Annotated in this window: 15 protein-coding genes and 1 other RNA gene; 15 read left to right on the top strand and 1 reads right to left on the bottom strand. The window is 62.9% G+C overall.

The genetic code is table 11. From position 1 onward, the window contains the following. Positions 1-78 precede the first annotated feature (78 nt). Positions 79-1,953: a penicillin-binding protein activator gene (locus tag MLD24_RS13415; protein ID WP_248167099.1), complete on the bottom strand. Its 1,875-nt coding sequence runs from the start codon at positions 1,951-1,953 to the stop codon at positions 79-81. A gap of 225 nt (positions 1,954-2,178) precedes the next feature. Between MLD24_RS13415 and rsmI the strand changes: the two genes are divergently transcribed. The 15 genes from rsmI (at position 2,179) to MLD24_RS13340 (ending at position 18,346) form a co-directional block, all read left to right on the top strand. Continuing rightward, positions 2,179-3,054, top strand: a complete 876-nt coding sequence (rsmI, locus tag MLD24_RS13410) for a 16S rRNA (cytidine(1402)-2'-O)-methyltransferase (RefSeq protein ID WP_248167097.1) — start codon at positions 2,179-2,181, stop codon at positions 3,052-3,054. Positions 3,055-3,092: 38 nt separating this feature from the next. Beyond that, positions 3,093-3,442: RNase P RNA component class A (gene rnpB / locus MLD24_RS13405), an RNA gene on the top strand. Between the two features lie 452 nt (positions 3,443-3,894). After that, on the top strand, positions 3,895-4,347 hold the full coding sequence (gene mraZ, locus MLD24_RS13400) for a division/cell wall cluster transcriptional repressor MraZ (RefSeq protein ID WP_248167095.1): 453 nt from the start codon (positions 3,895-3,897) through the stop codon (positions 4,345-4,347). Then, positions 4,344-5,330, top strand: coding sequence for a 16S rRNA (cytosine(1402)-N(4))-methyltransferase RsmH (rsmH, locus tag MLD24_RS13395; protein ID WP_248167093.1), 987 nt, complete (start codon positions 4,344-4,346; stop codon positions 5,328-5,330). The genes mraZ and rsmH overlap by 4 nt, the downstream gene beginning before the upstream one ends. A 1-nt stretch (position 5,331) precedes the next feature. Then, positions 5,332-5,739 (top strand): cell division protein FtsL, encoded by a 408-nt coding sequence (gene ftsL, locus MLD24_RS13390; protein WP_248167091.1) that lies wholly within the window; start codon positions 5,332-5,334, stop codon positions 5,737-5,739. Positions 5,740-5,775: 36 nt separating this feature from the next. Further along, positions 5,776-7,509, top strand: a complete 1,734-nt coding sequence (locus MLD24_RS13385) for a peptidoglycan D,D-transpeptidase FtsI family protein (RefSeq protein WP_248167089.1) — start codon at positions 5,776-5,778, stop codon at positions 7,507-7,509. Positions 7,510-7,513: 4 nt separating this feature from the next. Then, complete coding sequence (locus MLD24_RS13380; RefSeq protein WP_248167087.1) at positions 7,514-8,998, top strand: UDP-N-acetylmuramoyl-L-alanyl-D-glutamate--2,6-diaminopimelate ligase; 1,485 nt, start codon at positions 7,514-7,516, stop codon at positions 8,996-8,998. After that, entirely contained in the window at positions 8,995-10,374 is a 1,380-nt protein-coding gene (locus MLD24_RS13375; RefSeq protein WP_248167085.1) for a UDP-N-acetylmuramoyl-tripeptide--D-alanyl-D-alanine ligase, read from the top strand. Before MLD24_RS13380 ends, MLD24_RS13375 begins: the two co-directional genes overlap by 4 nt. Further along, on the top strand, positions 10,359-11,444 hold the full coding sequence (gene mraY / locus MLD24_RS13370) for a phospho-N-acetylmuramoyl-pentapeptide-transferase (protein ID WP_227172249.1): 1,086 nt from the start codon (positions 10,359-10,361) through the stop codon (positions 11,442-11,444). Before MLD24_RS13375 ends, mraY begins: the two co-directional genes overlap by 16 nt. Before the next feature lie 51 nt (positions 11,445-11,495). Then, on the top strand, positions 11,496-12,839 hold the full coding sequence (gene murD / locus MLD24_RS13365; RefSeq protein WP_248167083.1) for a UDP-N-acetylmuramoyl-L-alanine--D-glutamate ligase: 1,344 nt from the start codon (positions 11,496-11,498) through the stop codon (positions 12,837-12,839). Next, positions 12,836-14,029, top strand: a complete 1,194-nt coding sequence (gene ftsW / locus MLD24_RS13360) for a putative lipid II flippase FtsW (protein ID WP_248167081.1) — start codon at positions 12,836-12,838, stop codon at positions 14,027-14,029. The genes murD and ftsW overlap by 4 nt, the downstream gene beginning before the upstream one ends. Continuing rightward, positions 14,022-15,104: an undecaprenyldiphospho-muramoylpentapeptide beta-N-acetylglucosaminyltransferase gene (murG, locus tag MLD24_RS13355; RefSeq protein WP_248167079.1), complete on the top strand. Its 1,083-nt coding sequence runs from the start codon at positions 14,022-14,024 to the stop codon at positions 15,102-15,104. Before ftsW ends, murG begins: the two co-directional genes overlap by 8 nt. Next, a complete protein-coding gene (gene murC, locus MLD24_RS13350; RefSeq protein WP_248167077.1) occupies positions 15,097-16,542 on the top strand; it encodes a UDP-N-acetylmuramate--L-alanine ligase in 1,446 nt (481 codons plus the stop codon). Before murG ends, murC begins: the two co-directional genes overlap by 8 nt. 15 nt (positions 16,543-16,557) lie before the next feature. Further along, positions 16,558-17,514, top strand: a complete 957-nt coding sequence (locus tag MLD24_RS13345) for a D-alanine--D-alanine ligase (RefSeq protein ID WP_248167075.1) — start codon at positions 16,558-16,560, stop codon at positions 17,512-17,514. Then, positions 17,507-18,346, top strand: coding sequence for a cell division protein FtsQ/DivIB (locus MLD24_RS13340; RefSeq protein WP_248167072.1), 840 nt, complete (start codon positions 17,507-17,509; stop codon positions 18,344-18,346). Before MLD24_RS13345 ends, MLD24_RS13340 begins: the two co-directional genes overlap by 8 nt. The last annotated feature ends 24 nt before the right edge of the window (positions 18,347-18,370 follow it).

Below are 18,370 nucleotides of genomic sequence, written 5' to 3'. Positions count from 1 at the left end.
TGGCTGGTTATGCGCCTGATGTCCCCCCCCTGGCGAAGTCGCAGAGCTTTCTGCGACGCCAGGGTGGAGCACCGGCGGTCAGTTTATCGGCTCTGCGTCCTGCTTCGCCTCGTTCTCTTCATGTTCTTCGTCTTCGCCGGCGTCTGTGGCCAGCACCGGTTGTCCCTGCCGGAACTGCGCCCACAGTTGCTGGCGGTGTACCCGCCCCTGGCGATCCATGGACAGCTGTCCGGTCTGGCCCGCCAGGGAGGCATCCGCCATCTGTTTCAGCAGCGGCAGGCGGTTGGTCAACTGGTAACTGTCTGCTCCCATGGCGAACAGTCGACCGAGCTGGCCGCCGAGGTTGCTGAATGCCGCCTGCGTGGCGTTGCGGAACGGGTTGTCCGGAGCCAGAACCCAGGGCAGATCGGTGAGCTGAATGGCGTTCAGGTCGCGGTCCCGGGAGGGATCGGGGTTGCCTTCATACACAATCGAAGGCGCATAGACCGGCAGGTCGCCGGCGTAGTAGAACGCAAACATGGGTTTGAACTGGCGGGCGATCATCGGTTGAGCGACCAGGACGATGGCTTCGGCGTCCTGACGGCGGCGCGGTTCGAACTCGATGTTGCGACCAATGGTGCGTTCAACGTCGATGGCCCGCTCACGCGACACGGAGATGCCCAGCAGATTGGCGGTCAGCTCGCGCAGGTTGTCGCTGTCGGCGTAATGCACCACGTCCAGCACCGCGCCTTCGTCTTCACTGAGTGCCTGTTGCAGTGCCTGCTCAAAACGGCTGCCCCAGTCACCCTGAGGCACCAGTACCAAAGCACGGCCAAGGCCATCCTGTTTCAGGCGGTCGGCGATCTGACGCGCCTCGTCTTCGGCGGCGAGTCCGAACTGGTAGAGGTCCTCGGGTGCCTGCAGGCTGTCGGGCAGGTAGTTCAGCGCCAGGACCGGCACCGGGAACGGCGCCAGTCGGCTGAGTTCGGTGAGCAGTTCCTTGCGCAGGGGGCCGACAATCAGGTCTGGCTCGGCCTCCTTCAGTGCTGTCAGCAGGCCCTTTGCGTCCAGATCGTGAGTGTCGATCACCCGAATATCACTGTCGGCGTCACCCCGGTGCTCATCCAGATAGAAGGCTGAGAGAAAACCGTCCCGAATGGCCTGGCCGGCATTGGCGTAGGTACCGGACAGCGGCAGCGCGAGGGCGATTCGTTCTGGTCGCTGTTGTGCCAGCGAGGCGATCAGGCGAAGTTCGTCTGGCAGGTTGGCAGCGGCCGGATGGCCGGTCCAGTTGTATTGCCAGTCCCGGATACGGCGACCCTGGCGGTCCAGGTTGATGTCGCCGTCGTCGCTGCGAAGCAGCGCGGCGAGCTCAAGCCAGCCCTGGGCGTTGTAGTTGCTGGCCTGCTGGCTGAGGTTGGCCAGGGTCTGGTCCGAAGTCTGTTTCAGGGCGCGCCAGATGCGGTTATGCCAGGGGATGGTGTTATCGACCAGCCCGCTGTCGACCAGCGCCATCAACGTTAGCGCGGCATCGGCGGGGCGGTCGAGCTGGCGATAAAGCGACGCCTGCAGTGACGCGGCGCGAACGGCCTCGTCATCGGCATACTGGCTGAACGCATCCCGGGCGCGACTGACCACCAGCTGCCGGGCCCAGCCCTGGTCTGTAAGCGCTTCGGCGCTGACCATGGACAGCAGGTCGAGTTCCGGCTGCAGCGCTGGCAGTGGCGTGGCAAGCGCATCGCTGCGGAGTATCCGCCGGGCCGACCGGTGATCGCCCTGCTGCTGGAAGGCGCGGGCGCTGCGCAGCAGGTATTGCTGGGCAAGTTGTTGATCGCTTTCCTCGGCAGCCAGGCTGACCGCCTCAGCGGCCGAACTGGGGCTGTGAGTTCGCAGGTTGATGGAGCTGCAACCTGCTACCAAGGCGGTGGCTAGCACGGTGGCTAGAATGGGCGATGTCAACTGGTGTCTTTTCATGTCCGGCTCGCGCAACTCCTGGCGTATCGCTTGTGACGCCGCCCAAAGGGCGGCATCATGCAGTGTTCCATTATAGGGGAGTGGATCGGCGCTCCCCGGGCGGGCACTTGGCCTGCCATGGGTGTTTTCCGGAGAGGTCCGTCTCCCAGGCGGCCAAGTTTATCAGGTCCCAGTTGATTTCACATGAGTTGGCGGTCATCGGGGCTGCAGCAGGAGTGTTCAGGCGTGAGTGAGCGACAGGCAGAGCGGGGAGGGCAATCCCGGGCGGGAGTGCTGTACATCGTGGCGACACCGATTGGTAATCTCGATGATCTCTCAACAAGAGCCGCCAAGGTGTTGTCACAAGTGGATTTTGTGGCGGCTGAGGATACCCGCCACAGTGGCCGGCTGCTGCAGCACCTGGGGCTGAGCAAGCCGATGGTCGCGCTCCATGACCACAACGAGCGGGATCGCGCGGGTGGACTTATTGATCGGCTCCAGGCCGGGGAGTCAGCGGCCCTGGTGTCAGACGCCGGAACCCCGCTGATTTCCGATCCGGGATACGTGTTGGTACGTCAAGCTCGCGAGCTGGGCGTGCAGGTGGTGCCGTTGCCGGGCCCTTGCGCTCTGGTGGTGGCGTTGAGTGCCGCTGGTCTCCCCACCGATCGCTTTACCTTTGCCGGCTTTCTGCCTGCCAAGTCCGGTGCGCGTCGCACGGCGCTGGAAGCATGGCAGCGGGAGACGGCCACCATGGTGTTCTATGAATCGCCGCACCGGATTGCCGATACCGTTGCCGACATGGCGTTGGTGTTTGGCGAAGACCGGGAAATGGCCATCGCCCGCGAGCTGACTAAAACCTATGAGTCGTTTTACCACGGTACCGCCGGACAGTTGCTGGAGGTACTGCGGGAGGACGCCAATGCCCGCCGTGGCGAGTTTGTGGTGATGGTTCGGGGGGCGCGGGATGTCGAGCCGGGTGGCGATCTTGATGTGGATCGGCTGCTGGCGCTGTTGTTGCCTGAATTGCCGGTAAAAAAAGCCGCGAAGATCGTGGCGGAGGTCTCCGGGGTGTCTCGCAATGAGCTCTACCAGCGGGCTCTGGCGTTACGGCAGGAGCGGTAATGCTTGCGCCTGGGCGGTCGCGGGGGTATGGTCTCGCCTGAGTTCGCCAGACAGTCGCCGCCAGTTCGCTGGGGGAGGAAAGTCCGGGCTCCATAGGGCAAGGTGCCAGGTAACGCCTGGGCGGCGCGAGTCGACGGAAAGTGCAACAGAAAGTATACCGCCTAAGCGCCTCAGGGCGCCGGTAAGGTTGAAATGGTGCGGTAAGAGCGCACCGCGTGACTGGCAACAGTTCACGGCGATGGTAAACCCCACCTGGAGCAAGACCAAATAGGAATCCAACGGCGTGGCCCGCGCTGGATTCGGGTAGGTTGCTTGAGGCCTGTGGCGACGCAGGCCCTAGATGAATGACTGTCCACGACAGAACCCGGCTTATCGGCGAACTCGCAATTAACCATCAGAGGCACCCAGCGTAACCCGCAGTATGTGATTCCCGTAGGTCTCCCGACGCCTTCCTAATAGCCAAATATTCTTAAACTTACACCGATTCCTGCGGTTTCAATTGCAGGTAATTGATTTGGTTGTCTTTCTTATCTTTAATCTCGCCCGTTTTCTCCTCGAAAGCTCGTAACTCCTTGTCATTAAAGAAAGTTTTGTGACCGTGTCGTTCCTGGTGGCGCTTGCATTGTGTTTGGCGTGTTTCTATAGTGTGCAAAAGTGGGAAAAAGTGGTTGGAAGTGGTTTTTAGTGGGTTTATGAGTCGGGATGTGGTGTTTTGGTGGTACTGGCTGCGCCCGGGACTCCTGGGGCTTGCGTCTTTATCTGTGACGTCTCAGGGCTCAGAACGATTGACCGGTTTCCGCCACCCACCCCGTATGTGCCCTCAAGCGCTGGCAAGCAATGATGAGCAATTTTCTCGGCAGTCATGCCATCAATATGGATGCGAAGGGTCGCATGGCGATCCCCGCAAAGCTGCGTGAGGAACTCGCACAGCTTTGTGATGGCCGCATTGTATTGACTGCCAGCGCGACCGGCGACCGCTGCCTGATGGTCTACCCGGAGCCGGAGTGGGCCGCCGTCGAAGAACAGATCAATGCGCTTCCCAGCATGAAGAAGGCCGTTCGGCGACTCCAGCGCACCGTGTTGGGGTATGCCACCCGTCTGCAACTGGATTCGGCCGGCCGCGTCCTGGTGCCGCCGACGCTGCGGGATTACGCCAAGCTCGACAAGAAACTGATGCTGGTGGGCCAGGGCAAAAAACTGGAGCTTTGGAGTGAAGAGCATTGGTTCGATTGGCTTGATGAAGCCGCTGATGATGACGAGATGCCTCCCGAGATGGAGGCTCTGGACCTATGACTAGCCGGCCGACAGAGCGCGCGGACGGTCAACAGCTACACCGTTCCGTGCTTCTGGACACGGCGGTTGACCTGCTGATCACCAACCCGGAAGGGCGCTACATCGACTGCACGTTCGGGCGAGGCGGTCACAGCCGGCTATTGCTGGCGCGCCTGGGGGCTCAGGCCCAGCTTCTGGGGATCGACAAGGACCCGGAAGCCATCGGCTTTGCTGAAACGCTGGCGACTGAGGATGCCCGTTTCCGGCATTTTCACGGCTCTTTCGCAGAGCTGGTATCAGCCATGGATGAGCAGTCCTGGTCAGCGGTGGATGGGGTGCTGATGGATCTGGGAGTGTCATCGCCGCAGCTGGACGATGCCGCTCGCGGCTTCAGCTTCTTACGGGACGGTCCTCTGGATATGCGCATGGACACCACCCGTGGTCCCAGTGCCGCGGACTGGCTGGCGTCGGCCGAAGAGAAAGAAATTGCCGATGTGATCTGGCGTTATGGCGAAGAGCGTTTCTCTCGCCGTATTGCCCGGGCAGTGATCAACCAGCGCCAGGAGGAGCCTCTGCAGACCACTCGGGCATTGGCGGAGCTGGTGAGTACTGCAGTGCCAAAAAAAGAGAAGCACAAACATCCGGCCACCCGAACCTTTCAGGCCATCCGGATCTTTATCAACCGGGAGCTGGAGGATCTGGAGCAGGGGTTGGACGCGGCGGTATCGAAACTGGCCCCCGGTGGACGTCTGGTGGTGATCAGTTTCCACTCTCTTGAGGATCGCATCGTCAAGCGCTTCATGAGGGATCTGGCCCGTGGTCCGCAGTTGCCCAAAGGGCTGCCGGTGATGGCCAGCGAAGAACAGTCTGCCTACCGGTTGGTGGGTAAGGCGATGAAGGCAGAAGTGGACGAGGTCAGTGACAACGTGCGGGCCCGTAGCGCAGTGATGCGGGTGTTGGAAAAGCGCAGCGATATGGCGGAGAACGCCGGGGAAGGAGCGTAAAATGGGAGCGGTGACCCTGGAGCGCCCGGTTAAGGCGACCAAGCTGAACCGGGATGCGGTCAAGGCCGGGTTTTCCAGCGCGTATCGGCTGTCGCGGCGGATTTTTATCTCGCTGGCGCAGCGGGATCTGGTGATTACCCTGGGCCTGGTGGCCGTGCTGATCGCATCGGCGTTGGGCGTGGTGGTCAGTGCGCACACCAATCGTGGGCTGTTTAATGAATTATCCACGTTACAGGATCAGCGTGATGCCTACCAGCGGCAGTGGAGTCAGCTGCTGCTGGAGCAGAGCGCGCTGAGTGCCCATGGACGAATTGAGCATTTGGCGGGCGACAGCCTGGGCATGATCGTGCCTGGTAAACAGGACATCGTGCTGGTTCCGCTGGCGTCGCCAGCGGCTGGTGGCAGGTAGTACACACAATGACAGCGATCTGAGCAGGTACGGCTTGTGTCAGCACCACAACAGCAACCGACATGGCGTCAACGACTGACCGCCGGGCTAAGAGCCTGGCGGTTTGGTTCTGTTGTGTCTGTGTTTCTGGTGCTGGTGACGGTGTTGGCCTGGCGACTGGTGGACCTGCACGTGGTTGATCAGGAGTTTCTGCGACAGCAGGGCGACGTCCGCACGATTCGGGTGGAATCGGTAGACGCCCATCGCGGCATGATCACCGATCGTTACGGTGAGCCGCTGGCGGTTAGTACGCCGGTGCAGACTGTTTGGGCCAATCCGTCGGAAATGGACCCGGAAGACCCGCGTTTGGCTGCCGCGGCCCGTCTGCTGGGGGTTCCCGAAGGTGAGTTGCGTGAGCGGTTGCGGCGGTACGCCGAACGTCGCTTCATTTATCTGGAGCGCAAGATGCAACCCAGCGTGGCGCGACAGATTCTGGAATTGGGTATCCCTGGGGTTTATGGGCGCCGTGAGTACCAGCGTTTCTACCCTGCCGGCGAAGTAACTGCTCATGTGGTGGGGTTCACCAACATTGATGAACAGGGTCAGGAGGGGATGGAACTCTCCTACGACGACTGGCTGCGGGGAGAGCCCGGGTCCAAACGGGTGCTCAAGGACAATCGTGGGCGTGTGATCAAGGATCTGTCGCTGATCCGTGACGCCAGCCCGGGTCAGGATCTGGTGCTGAGCCTGGATCTGCGTCTGCAGTATCTGGCGTACCGGGAGCTCAAGGCGGTTGTTACCGCCCATAAGGCGCACGGTGGCACCCTGGTGATGTTGGATGTGAATACCGGGGAGGTGCTGGCAATGGTCAATCAGCATTCCTACAACCCCAACGATCGCAGCCAGCTCAGTTCCGAGCGGTTACGCAACAAGGCGGTGACGGATCTCTTTGAGCCCGGGTCACCGATGAAGGCCATTACCATGGCCGCCGCCCTGGAATCCGGGCGCTACAAGGTTTCCAGCACCATCGACACATCGCCGGGCTATCGGCGATTTGGTCGTTTTACCATTCGCGACGCCCGCAATTATGGCGTTGTCGATATGACCACGGTGATCACCAAGTCCAGCAACGTCGGTATCAGCCGCATTGCCAACGATCTTGGGGGCGATGTGGTGCGGGACCTTTACTTCCGGCTTGGGCTGGGACAGGCCACCGGCATTGGTTTTCCCGGCGAGGCTGTGGGCGTACTGCCGTCGCCCCCGCGCTGGCGCCCCGTGGAGGAAGCCACGTTGTCCTACGGTTATGGTCTGAGCCTCAACGCGCTGCAGCTGGCGCAGGCCTACATGGTGCTGGCCAATGGTGGTACCCGCTATCCGCTCAGTCTGCTGAAACTGGAGCAGCCGCCCCAGGGGGAGCGGGTGCTGTCGGAACGGGTCACTGCCCAGATCCGCGACATGCTGCGGGAGGTGGTTGAGCATGGCACCGGACGGCGTGCGCAGCCAGGGTTCTATTCGGCCGGAGGCAAGACCGGCACGGTTCACCTGGTGGGTAAGCGAGGTTATGAAGACAGCGAGTACAAGGCCGTGTTTGCGGGCATGGCGCCTATCGACAACCCGAGAATTGTAACCGTGGTGGCAGTCGATGCACCTCAGGCGGGTGAATACTACGGCGGTGAAGTGGCCGCACCGGTGTTCTCCCGGGTGATGAGTGATGCATTGCGACTACTGAATGTGAAGCCAGAACTGGAGCTGGGACAGCGTCCTGTCCAGCGCACCGGAGAGCGGGGTTAACGCTATGTGCATCACATCCCTGAGTTCGTTGTTGCACGGTATTGTTGAGGTACCGTCGGTTTTTGATGTCACCATTCATGGCCTGGCGACCGACAGTCGCGAGGTCAAGGCGGGCGATGCGTTCATCGCCGTGGCCGGTGCCCGAACGCCCGCCGATCACTACGTTGCGGTCGCCATCGAGCGGGGCGCAACCGTGGTCCTGCTGGACGTGGATGCGCCGGGTCAGTGCCGGGAGTTTCACGGCGCGTTGCTGGTGCCAGTGCCTCAGCTGAGGGCTCGTCTGGGCGCCATTGCTGACCGCTTCTTTGAACATCCGTCCCAGCGTTTGCGACTGATTGGGGTGACCGGAACCAATGGCAAGACCTCGGTCAGCCAGTACATTGCCCAACTGTTGAATGAGACCGGCACTCCCTGTGGCGTGATCGGCACTCTGGGCTACGGCATGCCGGGCCGGTTGCAGACAGCGACCCACACCACCCCGGATGTGGTAACGGTTAACCGTCTGCTGGGACAGATCCTGGCACAGCGGGGCCGGGCGGCGGCCATGGAAGTGTCGTCCCACGCCCTCGATCAGGGCCGCATCGATAACCTGTCCATGACCGGTGCGGTGTTTACCAACCTGACCCGGGATCATCTGGACTACCACGGTTCCATGGGTGCCTATGGCGCCGCCAAGGCAAAACTGTTCCGGCGCGAAGAGCTGCATTTTGCCGTCATCAATTTTGACGATCCCTTCGGTCGTCAGCTTTACGAACAATTGGACGGTCAGTGCGACCGGGTTCGTTACAGCCTGCACGAGGCCCAGACCGAGCTGTGGTTGACCCGGTTCCAGCCGGTGACGGGTGGTTTTGAGGCGTCGGTGGATGGGCAGTGGGGATCGTTTGAGATCTCCGCGCCCCTGCTCGGGGCCTTTAACGCCAGTAACCTGCTGGCGGCCATGGGCGCGGTGTTGAGTCTCGGCGTCCCGGTGATGCGGGTCGCCCAGGCGGTTGAGCGACTGACGCCTCCACCCGGGCGGCTGGAATCGTTTACCGGCGCCAACGGGGTGCAGGTGGTGGTGGACTACGCCCATACTCCGGATGCGCTCGCCAATGCACTGGCGGCCCTGCGTCCCCATGCCCGCAAACGGCTGATCTGCGTGTTTGGCTGTGGCGGCGACCGGGATGCCGGCAAGCGACCGGAAATGGCGCGGGAAGCCGAAGCGGCCGCCGATGGCGTGATCGTGACCGATGACAACCCCCGTAGTGAAGCGCCAGAGGCGATAGTCGCCGATATCCTGGCCGGCTTTGCCCAGCCGGATCGGGTGGCGGTGGTGCACGATCGTGCGGCCGCCATTCGCCAGGCCGTCGCCCTTGCTGAGTCGGGCGACGTGGTGCTGGTGGCGGGTAAGGGGCACGAAGCCTGGCAGGAAACCGCTGGGCAGCGGCTGCCGTTCAGCGATGTCGAGCAGGTGCGCCATGCCCTGTCGCTGAATGGAGGTGTGGCGTGATCCGCCCATGCTCATTGGCCGAGATCGCGTCCTGGCTGGGCGCCGATACGGTGTCTGGGCCAGACGTTGGCGGAGTCTCCACCGACACCCGTCAGTTGCGCCCGGGCGATCTGTTTGTTGCCCTGAGAGGCGAGCGTTTTGACGGTCACCGGTTCCTGGCGACCGCAAAAGCCGCGGGCGCGGTGGCTGCGGTGGTGGATACGCTGGACGATGCGGTGGATCTGCCGCAACTGATTGTGCCGGACACGCTGGCCGCGCTTGCTCGTCTCGGCCAGGAAAACCGGCGGGGCTGTCAGGCGACGTGCGTTGCGGTCACCGGCAGCAGCGGCAAAACCACCGTCAAGGAGATGCTGGCCAGCATTCTTGGCGGCGTGGCGTCGACACTGGCAACGGCCGGTAATCTCAACAACCACATCGGGGTGCCGCTGACCCTGCTGCGGCTGGCGCCGGAACACCGTTACGCGGTCATCGAGCACGGCGCCAGCGGCGTCGGTGAGATCGCCCAGACCATTCAACTGACCCGGCCCCGGGTGGGCATCATCACCAACGCCGGCGAGTCCCACCTGGAAGGTTTTGGCAGCTACGACAACATCGTGGTGGCCAAAGGTGAGCTGATTGATGGCGTGGTCGACGACGGTGTGGTGGTGCTGAACCGTGATGATGCCGCCTTTTCCCGGTGGCAGCGTCGGGCGGGGGATCGTCGTGTGCTGTCGGTCAGCCTGGCAGATGATGCCGCAGCGGCGTTTGTCGCCAGAGATCTGACGTCGGGGCCGGAAGGCCAGCGCTTCCGGATACAGGGACCGGATGGCTGGCAGGCGACGATTGAGTTGGCGTTGGCCGGTGAGCACAACGTAATGAACGCTCTGCTGGCGGCTGCGGCCTGTTACGCGCTGGGGCTGGCTCCGGAGCAGGTCGAGCAGGGCCTGGCGGCGATGGTGCCGGTGCGCGGGCGCTTGAGCCCGACCCGGCTGAACGCCGCGCTGACGCTGATTGATGACAGCTACAACGCCAATCCGTCGTCCACCAAAGCGGCACTGAAGGTGCTGGCCGGTTACGACGGAGTACGGATCGCGGTGCTTGGCACCATGGCTGAGCTGGGTCCGGACAGTCGTCGGCTGCATCGGGATGTGGGTGCCTTTGCCCGCGAGCTGGGTATCGAGCAGCTGCTGGCTGTCGGGCCTGGCTGTGAGGGTTATGGCGACGGATTTGGACAATCGACGCAGGTATTCGACAGCCATGACAAGGCTGTCGAATACCTGCTGGGCCAGGGTGGACAACCGGTTACCGTGTTGCTCAAAGGCTCTCGGAGTTCCGCCATGGAACGTGTGGCGGAGGGGTTAAAAAACAAGGTGACAGATTCATGCTGCTCTGGCTGACAGAGATTCTATCGCAATACTTTTCCGCGCTGACGGTCTTTCAGTACCTGACGCTGCGCGGCATTTTCGGGATTTTGACGGCGTTGCTGATTTCGCTGTTCATTGGCCCGTACATGATTCGCAAACTGAGCCAGTACCAGATTGGCCAGGCGGTTCGGGATGACGGTCCACAGACCCATCTCAGCAAGGCCGGCACGCCCACCATGGGGGGCGCGCTGATTCTGGTGGCGATTGCCATCAGTACCCTGTTGTGGGCCGACCTGAGCAACCGTTATGTCTGGATCACCCTGCTGGTGACACTGGCTTTCGGTGCCATTGGCTGGGTGGATGACTACCGCAAGGTGGTGGAGCGCAATCCCCGCGGGCTGCCCGCCCGCTGGAAGTACTTCTGGCAGTCAGTGATTGGCGCCTCGGCTGCGGTGGCCCTGTTCTACAGCGCCAACCTGCCACAGGAAACGTCGCTGTTTGTGCCGTTCTTCAAGAACGTGTCGCTGACTCTGGGACCGGTGTTTTTCATTCTGCTGACCTACTTCGTCATTGTCGGCAGCAGTAACGCGGTCAACCTCACCGACGGTCTCGATGGTCTGGCGATCATGCCCACGGTGATGGTGGCGGCGGCGCTGGGTATCTTTGCCTACCTGTCCGGCCATGCCCAGTTCGCCAACTATCTGCTGATTCCCCATCTGCCGGGGACCGGCGAGCTGATCGTATTCTGTGGTGCCCTGGTGGGGGCCGGTTTGGGATTCCTGTGGTTCAACACCTATCCGGCCCAGGTCTTCATGGGGGACGTTGGCGCCCTCGCACTGGGTGCGGCGCTGGGGGTTGTGGCGGTGATTGTGCGCCAGGAGATCGTGCTGTTCATCATGGGCGGGGTGTTCGTGATGGAAACCGTGTCGGTGATCCTGCAGGTGGCGTCGTTCCGCCTGACCGGACGCCGCATTTTCCGGATGGCGCCGTTGCATCACCACTTTGAACTGAAGGGCTGGCCGGAGCCGCGGGTGATTGTGCGGTTCTGGGTGATTACGGTGGTGCTGGTTCTGGTGGGACTGGCCACGTTGAAGATTCGTTAAGGGCAAAGGCCACAACCTTGTGGGTTTCACACTGAGTAATTGCGGAAGGTTATGACAGTCATCGCATCGGATCGTCGAACACTGGTGGTAGGGCTCGGTAAGACCGGGCTTTCCTGCGTTCGTCACCTGCGTCAGCAGGGGCGGGACGTCGCCGTGGCCGACAGTCGTCAGGCGCCCCCGGGGCTGGCGGAACTCCAGGCCGAATGGCCCGAGGTGCCGGTGTTTCTGGGGGGCTTCGATGCAGAGTTGTTTGCGGGGTTCAATGAGCTGGTGGTCAGCCCGGGCGTGGCGGTGGCTGAGCCGGCGATTCGCCGGGCAGCGGAGCAGGGCGCCCGTATCCGCGGCGACATCGACCTGTTCAGCGAAGCCGCCGAGGCACCGATCGTGGCGATCACCGGTTCCAACGGCAAGACCACCGTGACCACCCTGGTGGGCGAGATGGCCCGGGATGCCGGTATGAATGTGGCGGTGGGCGGCAATATTGGTACGCCTGCGCTGGAGCTGCTGGACCCGGCGGTTGAGCTTTACGTCCTGGAGCTGTCGAGTTTCCAGCTGGAGACCACGGACGCCCTCAATGCTCTGGCCGCGACGGTGCTCAATGTCAGTGACGATCACATGGACCGTTACGACTCCAAGATGGCCTACTTCCAGGCCAAGCAGCGAATCTACCGGGGCTGCCAGCACGCCGTGGTCAATCTGGACGACGCCCTGAGTACCCCCATGGCCCGGGATGGCGTGCGCTTCCTGTGCTACGGCTTCCATCGGGTAAACCCGGACACCTTCAGCACCCGGGACGACGACGAAGGCACCTGGATCACGTTTGGTTTCGACAATCTGTTGCTGGCGGAATCGCTGGCCCTGATCGGGCGTCATAACATCAGCAACGTGATGGCGGCGCTGGCGCTGGGACAAGCGGCCGGCCTGCCCATGGCTTCCATGGTCGCGACGGCCCAACGCTTTCACGGCTTGCCCCACCGTTGCGAGTTTGTTCGCCGCTGGCACGAGGTGGACTTCATCAATGATTCCAAGGGCACCAATGTGGGAGCCACTGTCGCCGCCATTGAGAGTCTGGCGCCGGCTTCCGGCAAGCTGGTGCTGATCGCCGGCGGGGATGGCAAAGGCGCAGACTTCGCGCCCCTGGCCGAACCGGTCAGCCGTCACGTTCGCGCCCTGGTGCTGATCGGGACCGATGCCGACCGTATTGCTGACGCCGTCGGTGCCGGCACCGAGGTGCTTCGGGCACACTCCATGGCGGATGCGGTGGCCCAGGCGGCGGCGCATGCCAGTGCCGGTGATCGGGTACTGCTGTCACCGGCCTGCGCCAGTTTCGACATGTTCGAAGGCTACCAGGCCCGTGGTGAATCGTTCCGGCAGCAGGTGGAGGCGTTGGCATGACTGCGATTCCGACCCTTGCCATGCCTGTTGCTCCCGCTCGTGAATGGCGGCCATTGCCGTGGCTGCTACTGAGCGCCGGCGCGCTGTTGGTACTGGGGATCATCATGATTTCCTCCGCCTCCATGGACATGGCGGCGGAGACGGTGGGTAACGGCTACCACTACGTGGTGCGGCAACTGATCTTTGCCGGCATCGGCTGTGTGGTGGCGCTACTGGCCGCCAACGTTCCGATGTCGTGGTGGGAGCGCAGTGGCTGGCTGCTGCTGGGGGTTGGCCTGCTGGTGCTGGTGCTGGTGCTGACCCCGCTGGGGCGTACAGTGAACGGGTCGACGCGGTGGATTCCGTTTGGTCTGTTCAATGTCCAGGTGTCTGAAATCGCCAAGGTGTGTCTGATCGCCTACCTGGCCGGCTACATGGTGCGTCGTCGGGACGAGCTGGTGAACACTTGGTCTGGCTTTATCAAGCCCATGGGAGTGCTTGCACTGGCGTCGGTGCTGCTGGTGATCGAGCCGGACTTTGGCGCCACGGTTGTACTGATGAGTGCGGCCCTGGGAATGATTTTTCTCAGTGGCGTGAAGCTGACCCGGTTCCTGCCACTGATTACCGGCTGCGTGGCCATTGGTGTGGCACTGGTGGTCACTCAGCCTTACCGGCTCAAGCGGGTGGTGAGTTACCTCGATCCCTGGAAGGACCAGTTCGATACCGGTTACCAATTGACCCAGTCGCTGATCGCCTTTGGTCGTGGCGACTGGGCCGGTGTTGGGTTGGGCAACTCGGTACAGAAACTGTTCTTCCTGCCCGAGGCCCACACAGACTTTATTTTTGCGATCACGGCCGAGGAGTTTGGTCTGATCGGTTCTCTGCTGGTGCTGGCGCTGATGTCTGTGCTGGTGCTTTCCGGCTTCGCCATTGCCCGCCGGGCAGAAACCTCGGACATGCCGTTTGCCGCCAGCTTTGCCTATGGCATCACCCTGCTGATCGGCCTGCAGGCGGTGATCAACATGGGCGTGAGTACCGGGCTCTTGCCCACCAAAGGGCTGACCCTGCCACTGATGAGCTACGGCGGCTCCAGTCTGCTGGTGACCTGCGCCTGCATCGGCATCCTGGCGCGGGTGGAGATGGAACGGAATGACCGGCTGGAACAGGCCGAAAAAGGCGCGCCGTCGCCGGGAGGCGCGAGCTATGACTAGTCGCCGATTTCTGGTGATGGCCGGTGGTACCGGAGGCCATGTGTTCCCGGCCCTGGCAACCGCCCGTCGGCTGCAGGCCCTGGGGCACGAAGTGCACTGGCTGGGGTCCTGCGGTGGCATGGAGGAACGACTGATCGGCGACACCGACATCCCGATGTCACTGATTGCGGTCTCCGGCCTGCGTGGCAAGGGTAAGCTGGCGTTGCTGAAAGCGCCGTTCCGGCTGTTGCGGGCTCTGTTCCAGGCGCTGGCGTTGGTCCGCAGCCTGCGTCCGGACTGTGTCATCGGCATGGGTGGATTTGTCACCGGGCCTGGTGGCCTGGCGGCCTGGCTGACCCGGACGCCGTTGCTGGTGCATGAGCAGAATGCCGTTGCCGGCCTGACCAATCGGATTCTGGCCCGCTTTGCCAAGACCGTAATGGAGGCGTTTCCCGGCAGCTTTGGTTCCGGGGTCGTCACTCGTTGTACCGGTAACCCGGTGCGACAGGATCTGGCGGAGCTGGCTGAGCCGGCAGAGCGCCTGGGAGCACGTCAGGGTCGGCTGCGACTGTTGGTGGTGGGCGGTAGCCTTGGGGCTCAGGCCATCAATCAGCGGGTTCCCGAAGCCTTGGCGCTGATGCCGGACGCTATGCGCCCCGAAGTACGCCACCAGAGTGGTGAGCGTCACCTGGAACTGGCCCAGGCGGCTTACCGCGAGGCTGGTGTGGAGGGGCAGGTTGAGCCCTTCATCAGGGATATGGCGGAAGCCTATGGCTGGGCCGACCTGGTGCTGTGCCGGGCGGGGGCGCTGACCATTTCGGAGCTTTGCATGGCGGGCGTTGGTGCCATCCTGGTGCCATTTCCCCATGCGGTGGACGACCACCAGAGCCGCAATGCCCAGCAGATGGTCCAGGCCAAGGCGGCGATCCTGATGCCGCAGTCCCGGCTAACCGCTGAAGGGCTGGCGGAGGCCCTGACCGAGCTCGGCAGCGACCGGGAACGAATTAATACCATGGCGGCAGCCGCGCACGCGCTGGCCCGCCCCGACGCGACGGAGCGAGTAGTGAATTACTGTCTGGAGGCGGCCAATGCCTGATGCAAACAACCCACCGCTGGTGTACCAGGTGCCTGAGATGCGCCGTATCCGTCATATCCATTTTGTGGGTATCGGTGGCGCTGGCATGAGCGGCATTGCCGAAGTGCTTAAAAACCAGGGCTACGATGTGTCCGGATCGGACATCCGTCGTGGTGCGGTGACCGACCGCCTCAGTGCTTTGGGCGTGCAGGTCTATATTGGCCATGCCGAGGGCAACAGTGCCGATGCGGACGTGGTGGTGGTGTCCTCGGCGGTGGCGGCAGACAACCCGGAAGTGGTGTCGGCCCGTGCCCGTCGGGTCCCCATCGTGCCCCGGGCGGAAATGCTGGCGGAGATCATGCGTTACCGCCACGGTATTGCGGTTGCCGGTACCCATGGCAAGACCACCACCACCAGTCTGATTGCGTCCGTACTGGCTGAGGCCGGCCTCGATCCCACCTTCGTGATCGGCGGTAAGCTCAACAGCGCCGGCACCAATGCCCAGTTGGGGGGCTCCCGCTACCTGGTGGCCGAAGCGGACGAGAGCGATGCCTCGTTCCTGCATCTGACGCCGGTGATCTCGGTGGTGACCAACATTGAAGCGGACCACATGGACACCTACGGCGGTGATGTGGGCAAGCTCAAGCAGACTTTCATCGACTTCCTCCACAATCTGCCGTTCTACGGCGTGGCGGTCATGTGTGTCGACGATGCCTACGTACGGGAAATCATTCCCCGCATTTCCCGGGCCATCATCACTTACGGCATCGACAACCCCGACGCCGACTATCGCGCCGAGAACATTCGCAGCGACGGTCTGCGATCGCGTTTTCTGGTCAAGCGGCCCGGTGGTCGGCCAGACCTTGAGGTGGAACTCAAGATGCCCGGGCGCCACAACGTGCTCAACGCATTGGCGGTGATTGCTGTGGCGACCGACGAAGGCGTTGATGACGACGCCATCTGCCGGGGGCTGGCTGGTTTTGCCGGTGTTGGGCGCCGCTTCCAGGTGTACGGCGATTATCAGACCCACAATGGCACCGTCACCCTGGTGGACGATTACGGTCACCATCCCACCGAGGTGGCGGCCGTGGTCCGTGCGGCCCGAGATGCCTATCCCGACCGGCGGCTGGTGATGCTGTATCAGCCCCATCGCTATAGCCGTACCCGGGATCTCTATGAGGATTTCGTGCGGGTGTTGTCGGACGTTGATGGTCTGCTGCTGATGGACGTGTACGCCGCCGGCGAAGACCCGGTTCCGGGGGCCGATGGCCGTTCGCTGTGCCGCAGCATTCGCCAGCGCGGCCAGGTAGAACCGGTGTTTGTTGAAGATAAACAGGACATTGAGGGGGTGCTGGCAAACACCCTCCAGGACGGCGACCTGCTGATTACCCAGGGCGCCGGCGATATTGGCGGTGTGGCGTCGCGGTTGGCGGCAGCCGGCATTCTGGCAAGTGAGTAACGGACAGTGAGTGATATGACAGTACAGGAATACCGCGTTGACGCAGAGACCCGAGCCGCCCTGGGGCGGGTCGCGGTCTTTATGGGCGGCGATTCGGCCGAGCGGGCGGTGTCCCTGAAAAGTGGTGAAGCGGTGTTGCGGGCGTTGCAGTCCGCCGGTGTGGACGCGTTTGCCGTCGACGTCCGCGGTTGTCTGCTGGAAACCGTGAAGGCCCCCGACTTTGACCGGGTGTTTATCGCTCTTCACGGTCGTGGCGGTGAAGACGGCACTTTGCAGGCGATCCTGTCCCAGGCGGGCATTCCCTACACCGGCAGCGAAGTGATGGCGTCGGCGCTGGCAATGGACAAGCTGCGCACCAAGTACGTGTTTGCCGGTTGTGGCCTGCCAACGCCAGGATTCCGGGTCATGGCGTCGGTCGACGATGCCGATACCGTGGCCCAGGCGCTGACGTTCCCGCTCAGTGTCAAGCCGTCGAGGGAAGGCTCCAGCATCGGCATCCGTAAAGTACGGGACCGGGACGAGCTGGCAGCGGCCTACCTGGCGGCCTGTGAGCACGATTCTCTGGTGCTGGTGGAAGAATGGATCGAGGGGCCGGAGTTCACCGTCAGCGTGCTGCAGGGGCGGGCGCTGCCGGCGATTGGCCTGAGCACCGATCACGAGTTCTACGATTACGACGCCAAGTACCTGGCAGGGGACACCCAGTATCGGATTCCCTGCGGGCTGTCGCCGGAGAGTGAGCTGGCACTCCAGCACCTGGCGGTGGAAGCCTTCCAGGTGGTTGGCTGCCGCACCTGGGGGCGGGTGGACATCATGCAGGACCGCGAGGGTGAGTTCTGGCTGCTGGAAGTGAACACCTCGCCGGGCATGACCGATCACAGCCTGGTGCCCATGGCAGCCCGGGCGGCGGGTATCAGCTTTGAGGAACTGGTGGTGAAAATTCTGCAAGACACGCTGGAGGAACGCGGTGCTTGAACGGGTGCTGGTGCGCGGACGCGCCACACCCCCCGAGCCACCACGGCGGCGGGGGGCAACCTCGCTGGACCCGGAGCCGGATCGGCTGGGCCCGTTGAGGGCGCTGCTGGGGGCGATTCCCTGGTTGCAGGTAGGGCTTGGTACCACCGTCCTGCTGCTGGCGGCGATGGTGCCCTGGGCCACCGGTGAAGTGTTGGCGGCGATGGATCGCAAAATCATGGCCATCGATGTGCGCGGAGAGCTGGTGGGCGAGAACCGCAATGCCCTGGAACGTCACGTAGGAGACTGGATCGGTCGGAGCTATTTCGCCACCGACCTGGCAGAGGTCAAGACCGCGCTGGAACGGCGCCCCTGGGTCGCCTCGGCGGCGGTGCGTCGGGTCTGGCCGGACCGGCTGGTGGTGGACGTGCGCGAGCGCAAGCCGCTGGCGTACTGGAACCATGAACAACTGGTCAGCCGCACCGGCCGACTGTTTGCACCCGCCAACCGGGACGTCGCGGGCCGCCTGCCACTGTTGGCGGGGCCGGATGACCGGGTCCGGGACGTGATTGATATGGCGCGCCATCTGTCCGAGAGCCTGGCGGCAGAAGAGATGGGCTTTGCCGGTCTGGCACTGGAAGAGCGGGGGGCCTGGACCCTGCGGTTGGCAAACGGCATTGAGGTTGCTCTGGGGCGGGATCAGGTAGAGCAGCGTTTCGAGCGCTTCCTGACCGTTTACCGGGACCAGCTGGCACCCAGGGCGGACCAGGTCACACGAGTGGACGCCCGCTACAGCAACGGGGTTGCGGTGCAATGGAAACCGCTGGTTTCAGACTCGGGCAAGAACACATAGACGCATTGGCAAAACCACGTTTTG

The organism is Marinobacter xestospongiae (assembly GCF_023156385.1).
GTDB classification, from domain to species: domain Bacteria; phylum Pseudomonadota; class Gammaproteobacteria; order Pseudomonadales; family Oleiphilaceae; genus Marinobacter; species Marinobacter xestospongiae.
This window is presented reverse-complemented; position numbering and strand designations above follow the sequence as displayed.

Bases quoted from the DNA above. Each gene is read 5' to 3' on its own strand.
- MLD24_RS13415 (WP_248167099.1), bottom strand. From the start codon at position 1,953: ATGAAAAGACACCAGTTGACATCGCCCATTCTAGCCACCGTGCTAGCC.
- mraZ (WP_248167095.1), top strand. From the start codon at position 3,895: ATGAGCAATTTTCTCGGCAGTCATGCCATCAATATGGATGCGAAGGGT.
- rsmH (WP_248167093.1), top strand. From the start codon at position 4,344: ATGACTAGCCGGCCGACAGAGCGCGCGGACGGTCAACAGCTACACCGT.
- ftsL (WP_248167091.1), top strand. From the start codon at position 5,332: ATGGGAGCGGTGACCCTGGAGCGCCCGGTTAAGGCGACCAAGCTGAAC.
- MLD24_RS13380 (WP_248167087.1), top strand. From the start codon at position 7,514: ATGTGCATCACATCCCTGAGTTCGTTGTTGCACGGTATTGTTGAGGTA.
- mraY (WP_227172249.1), top strand. From the start codon at position 10,359: ATGCTGCTCTGGCTGACAGAGATTCTATCGCAATACTTTTCCGCGCTG.
- murD (WP_248167083.1), top strand. From the start codon at position 11,496: ATGACAGTCATCGCATCGGATCGTCGAACACTGGTGGTAGGGCTCGGT.
- ftsW (WP_248167081.1), top strand. From the start codon at position 12,836: ATGACTGCGATTCCGACCCTTGCCATGCCTGTTGCTCCCGCTCGTGAA.
- murG (WP_248167079.1), top strand. From the start codon at position 14,022: ATGACTAGTCGCCGATTTCTGGTGATGGCCGGTGGTACCGGAGGCCAT.
- murC (WP_248167077.1), top strand. From the start codon at position 15,097: ATGCCTGATGCAAACAACCCACCGCTGGTGTACCAGGTGCCTGAGATG.
- MLD24_RS13345 (WP_248167075.1), top strand. From the start codon at position 16,558: ATGACAGTACAGGAATACCGCGTTGACGCAGAGACCCGAGCCGCCCTG.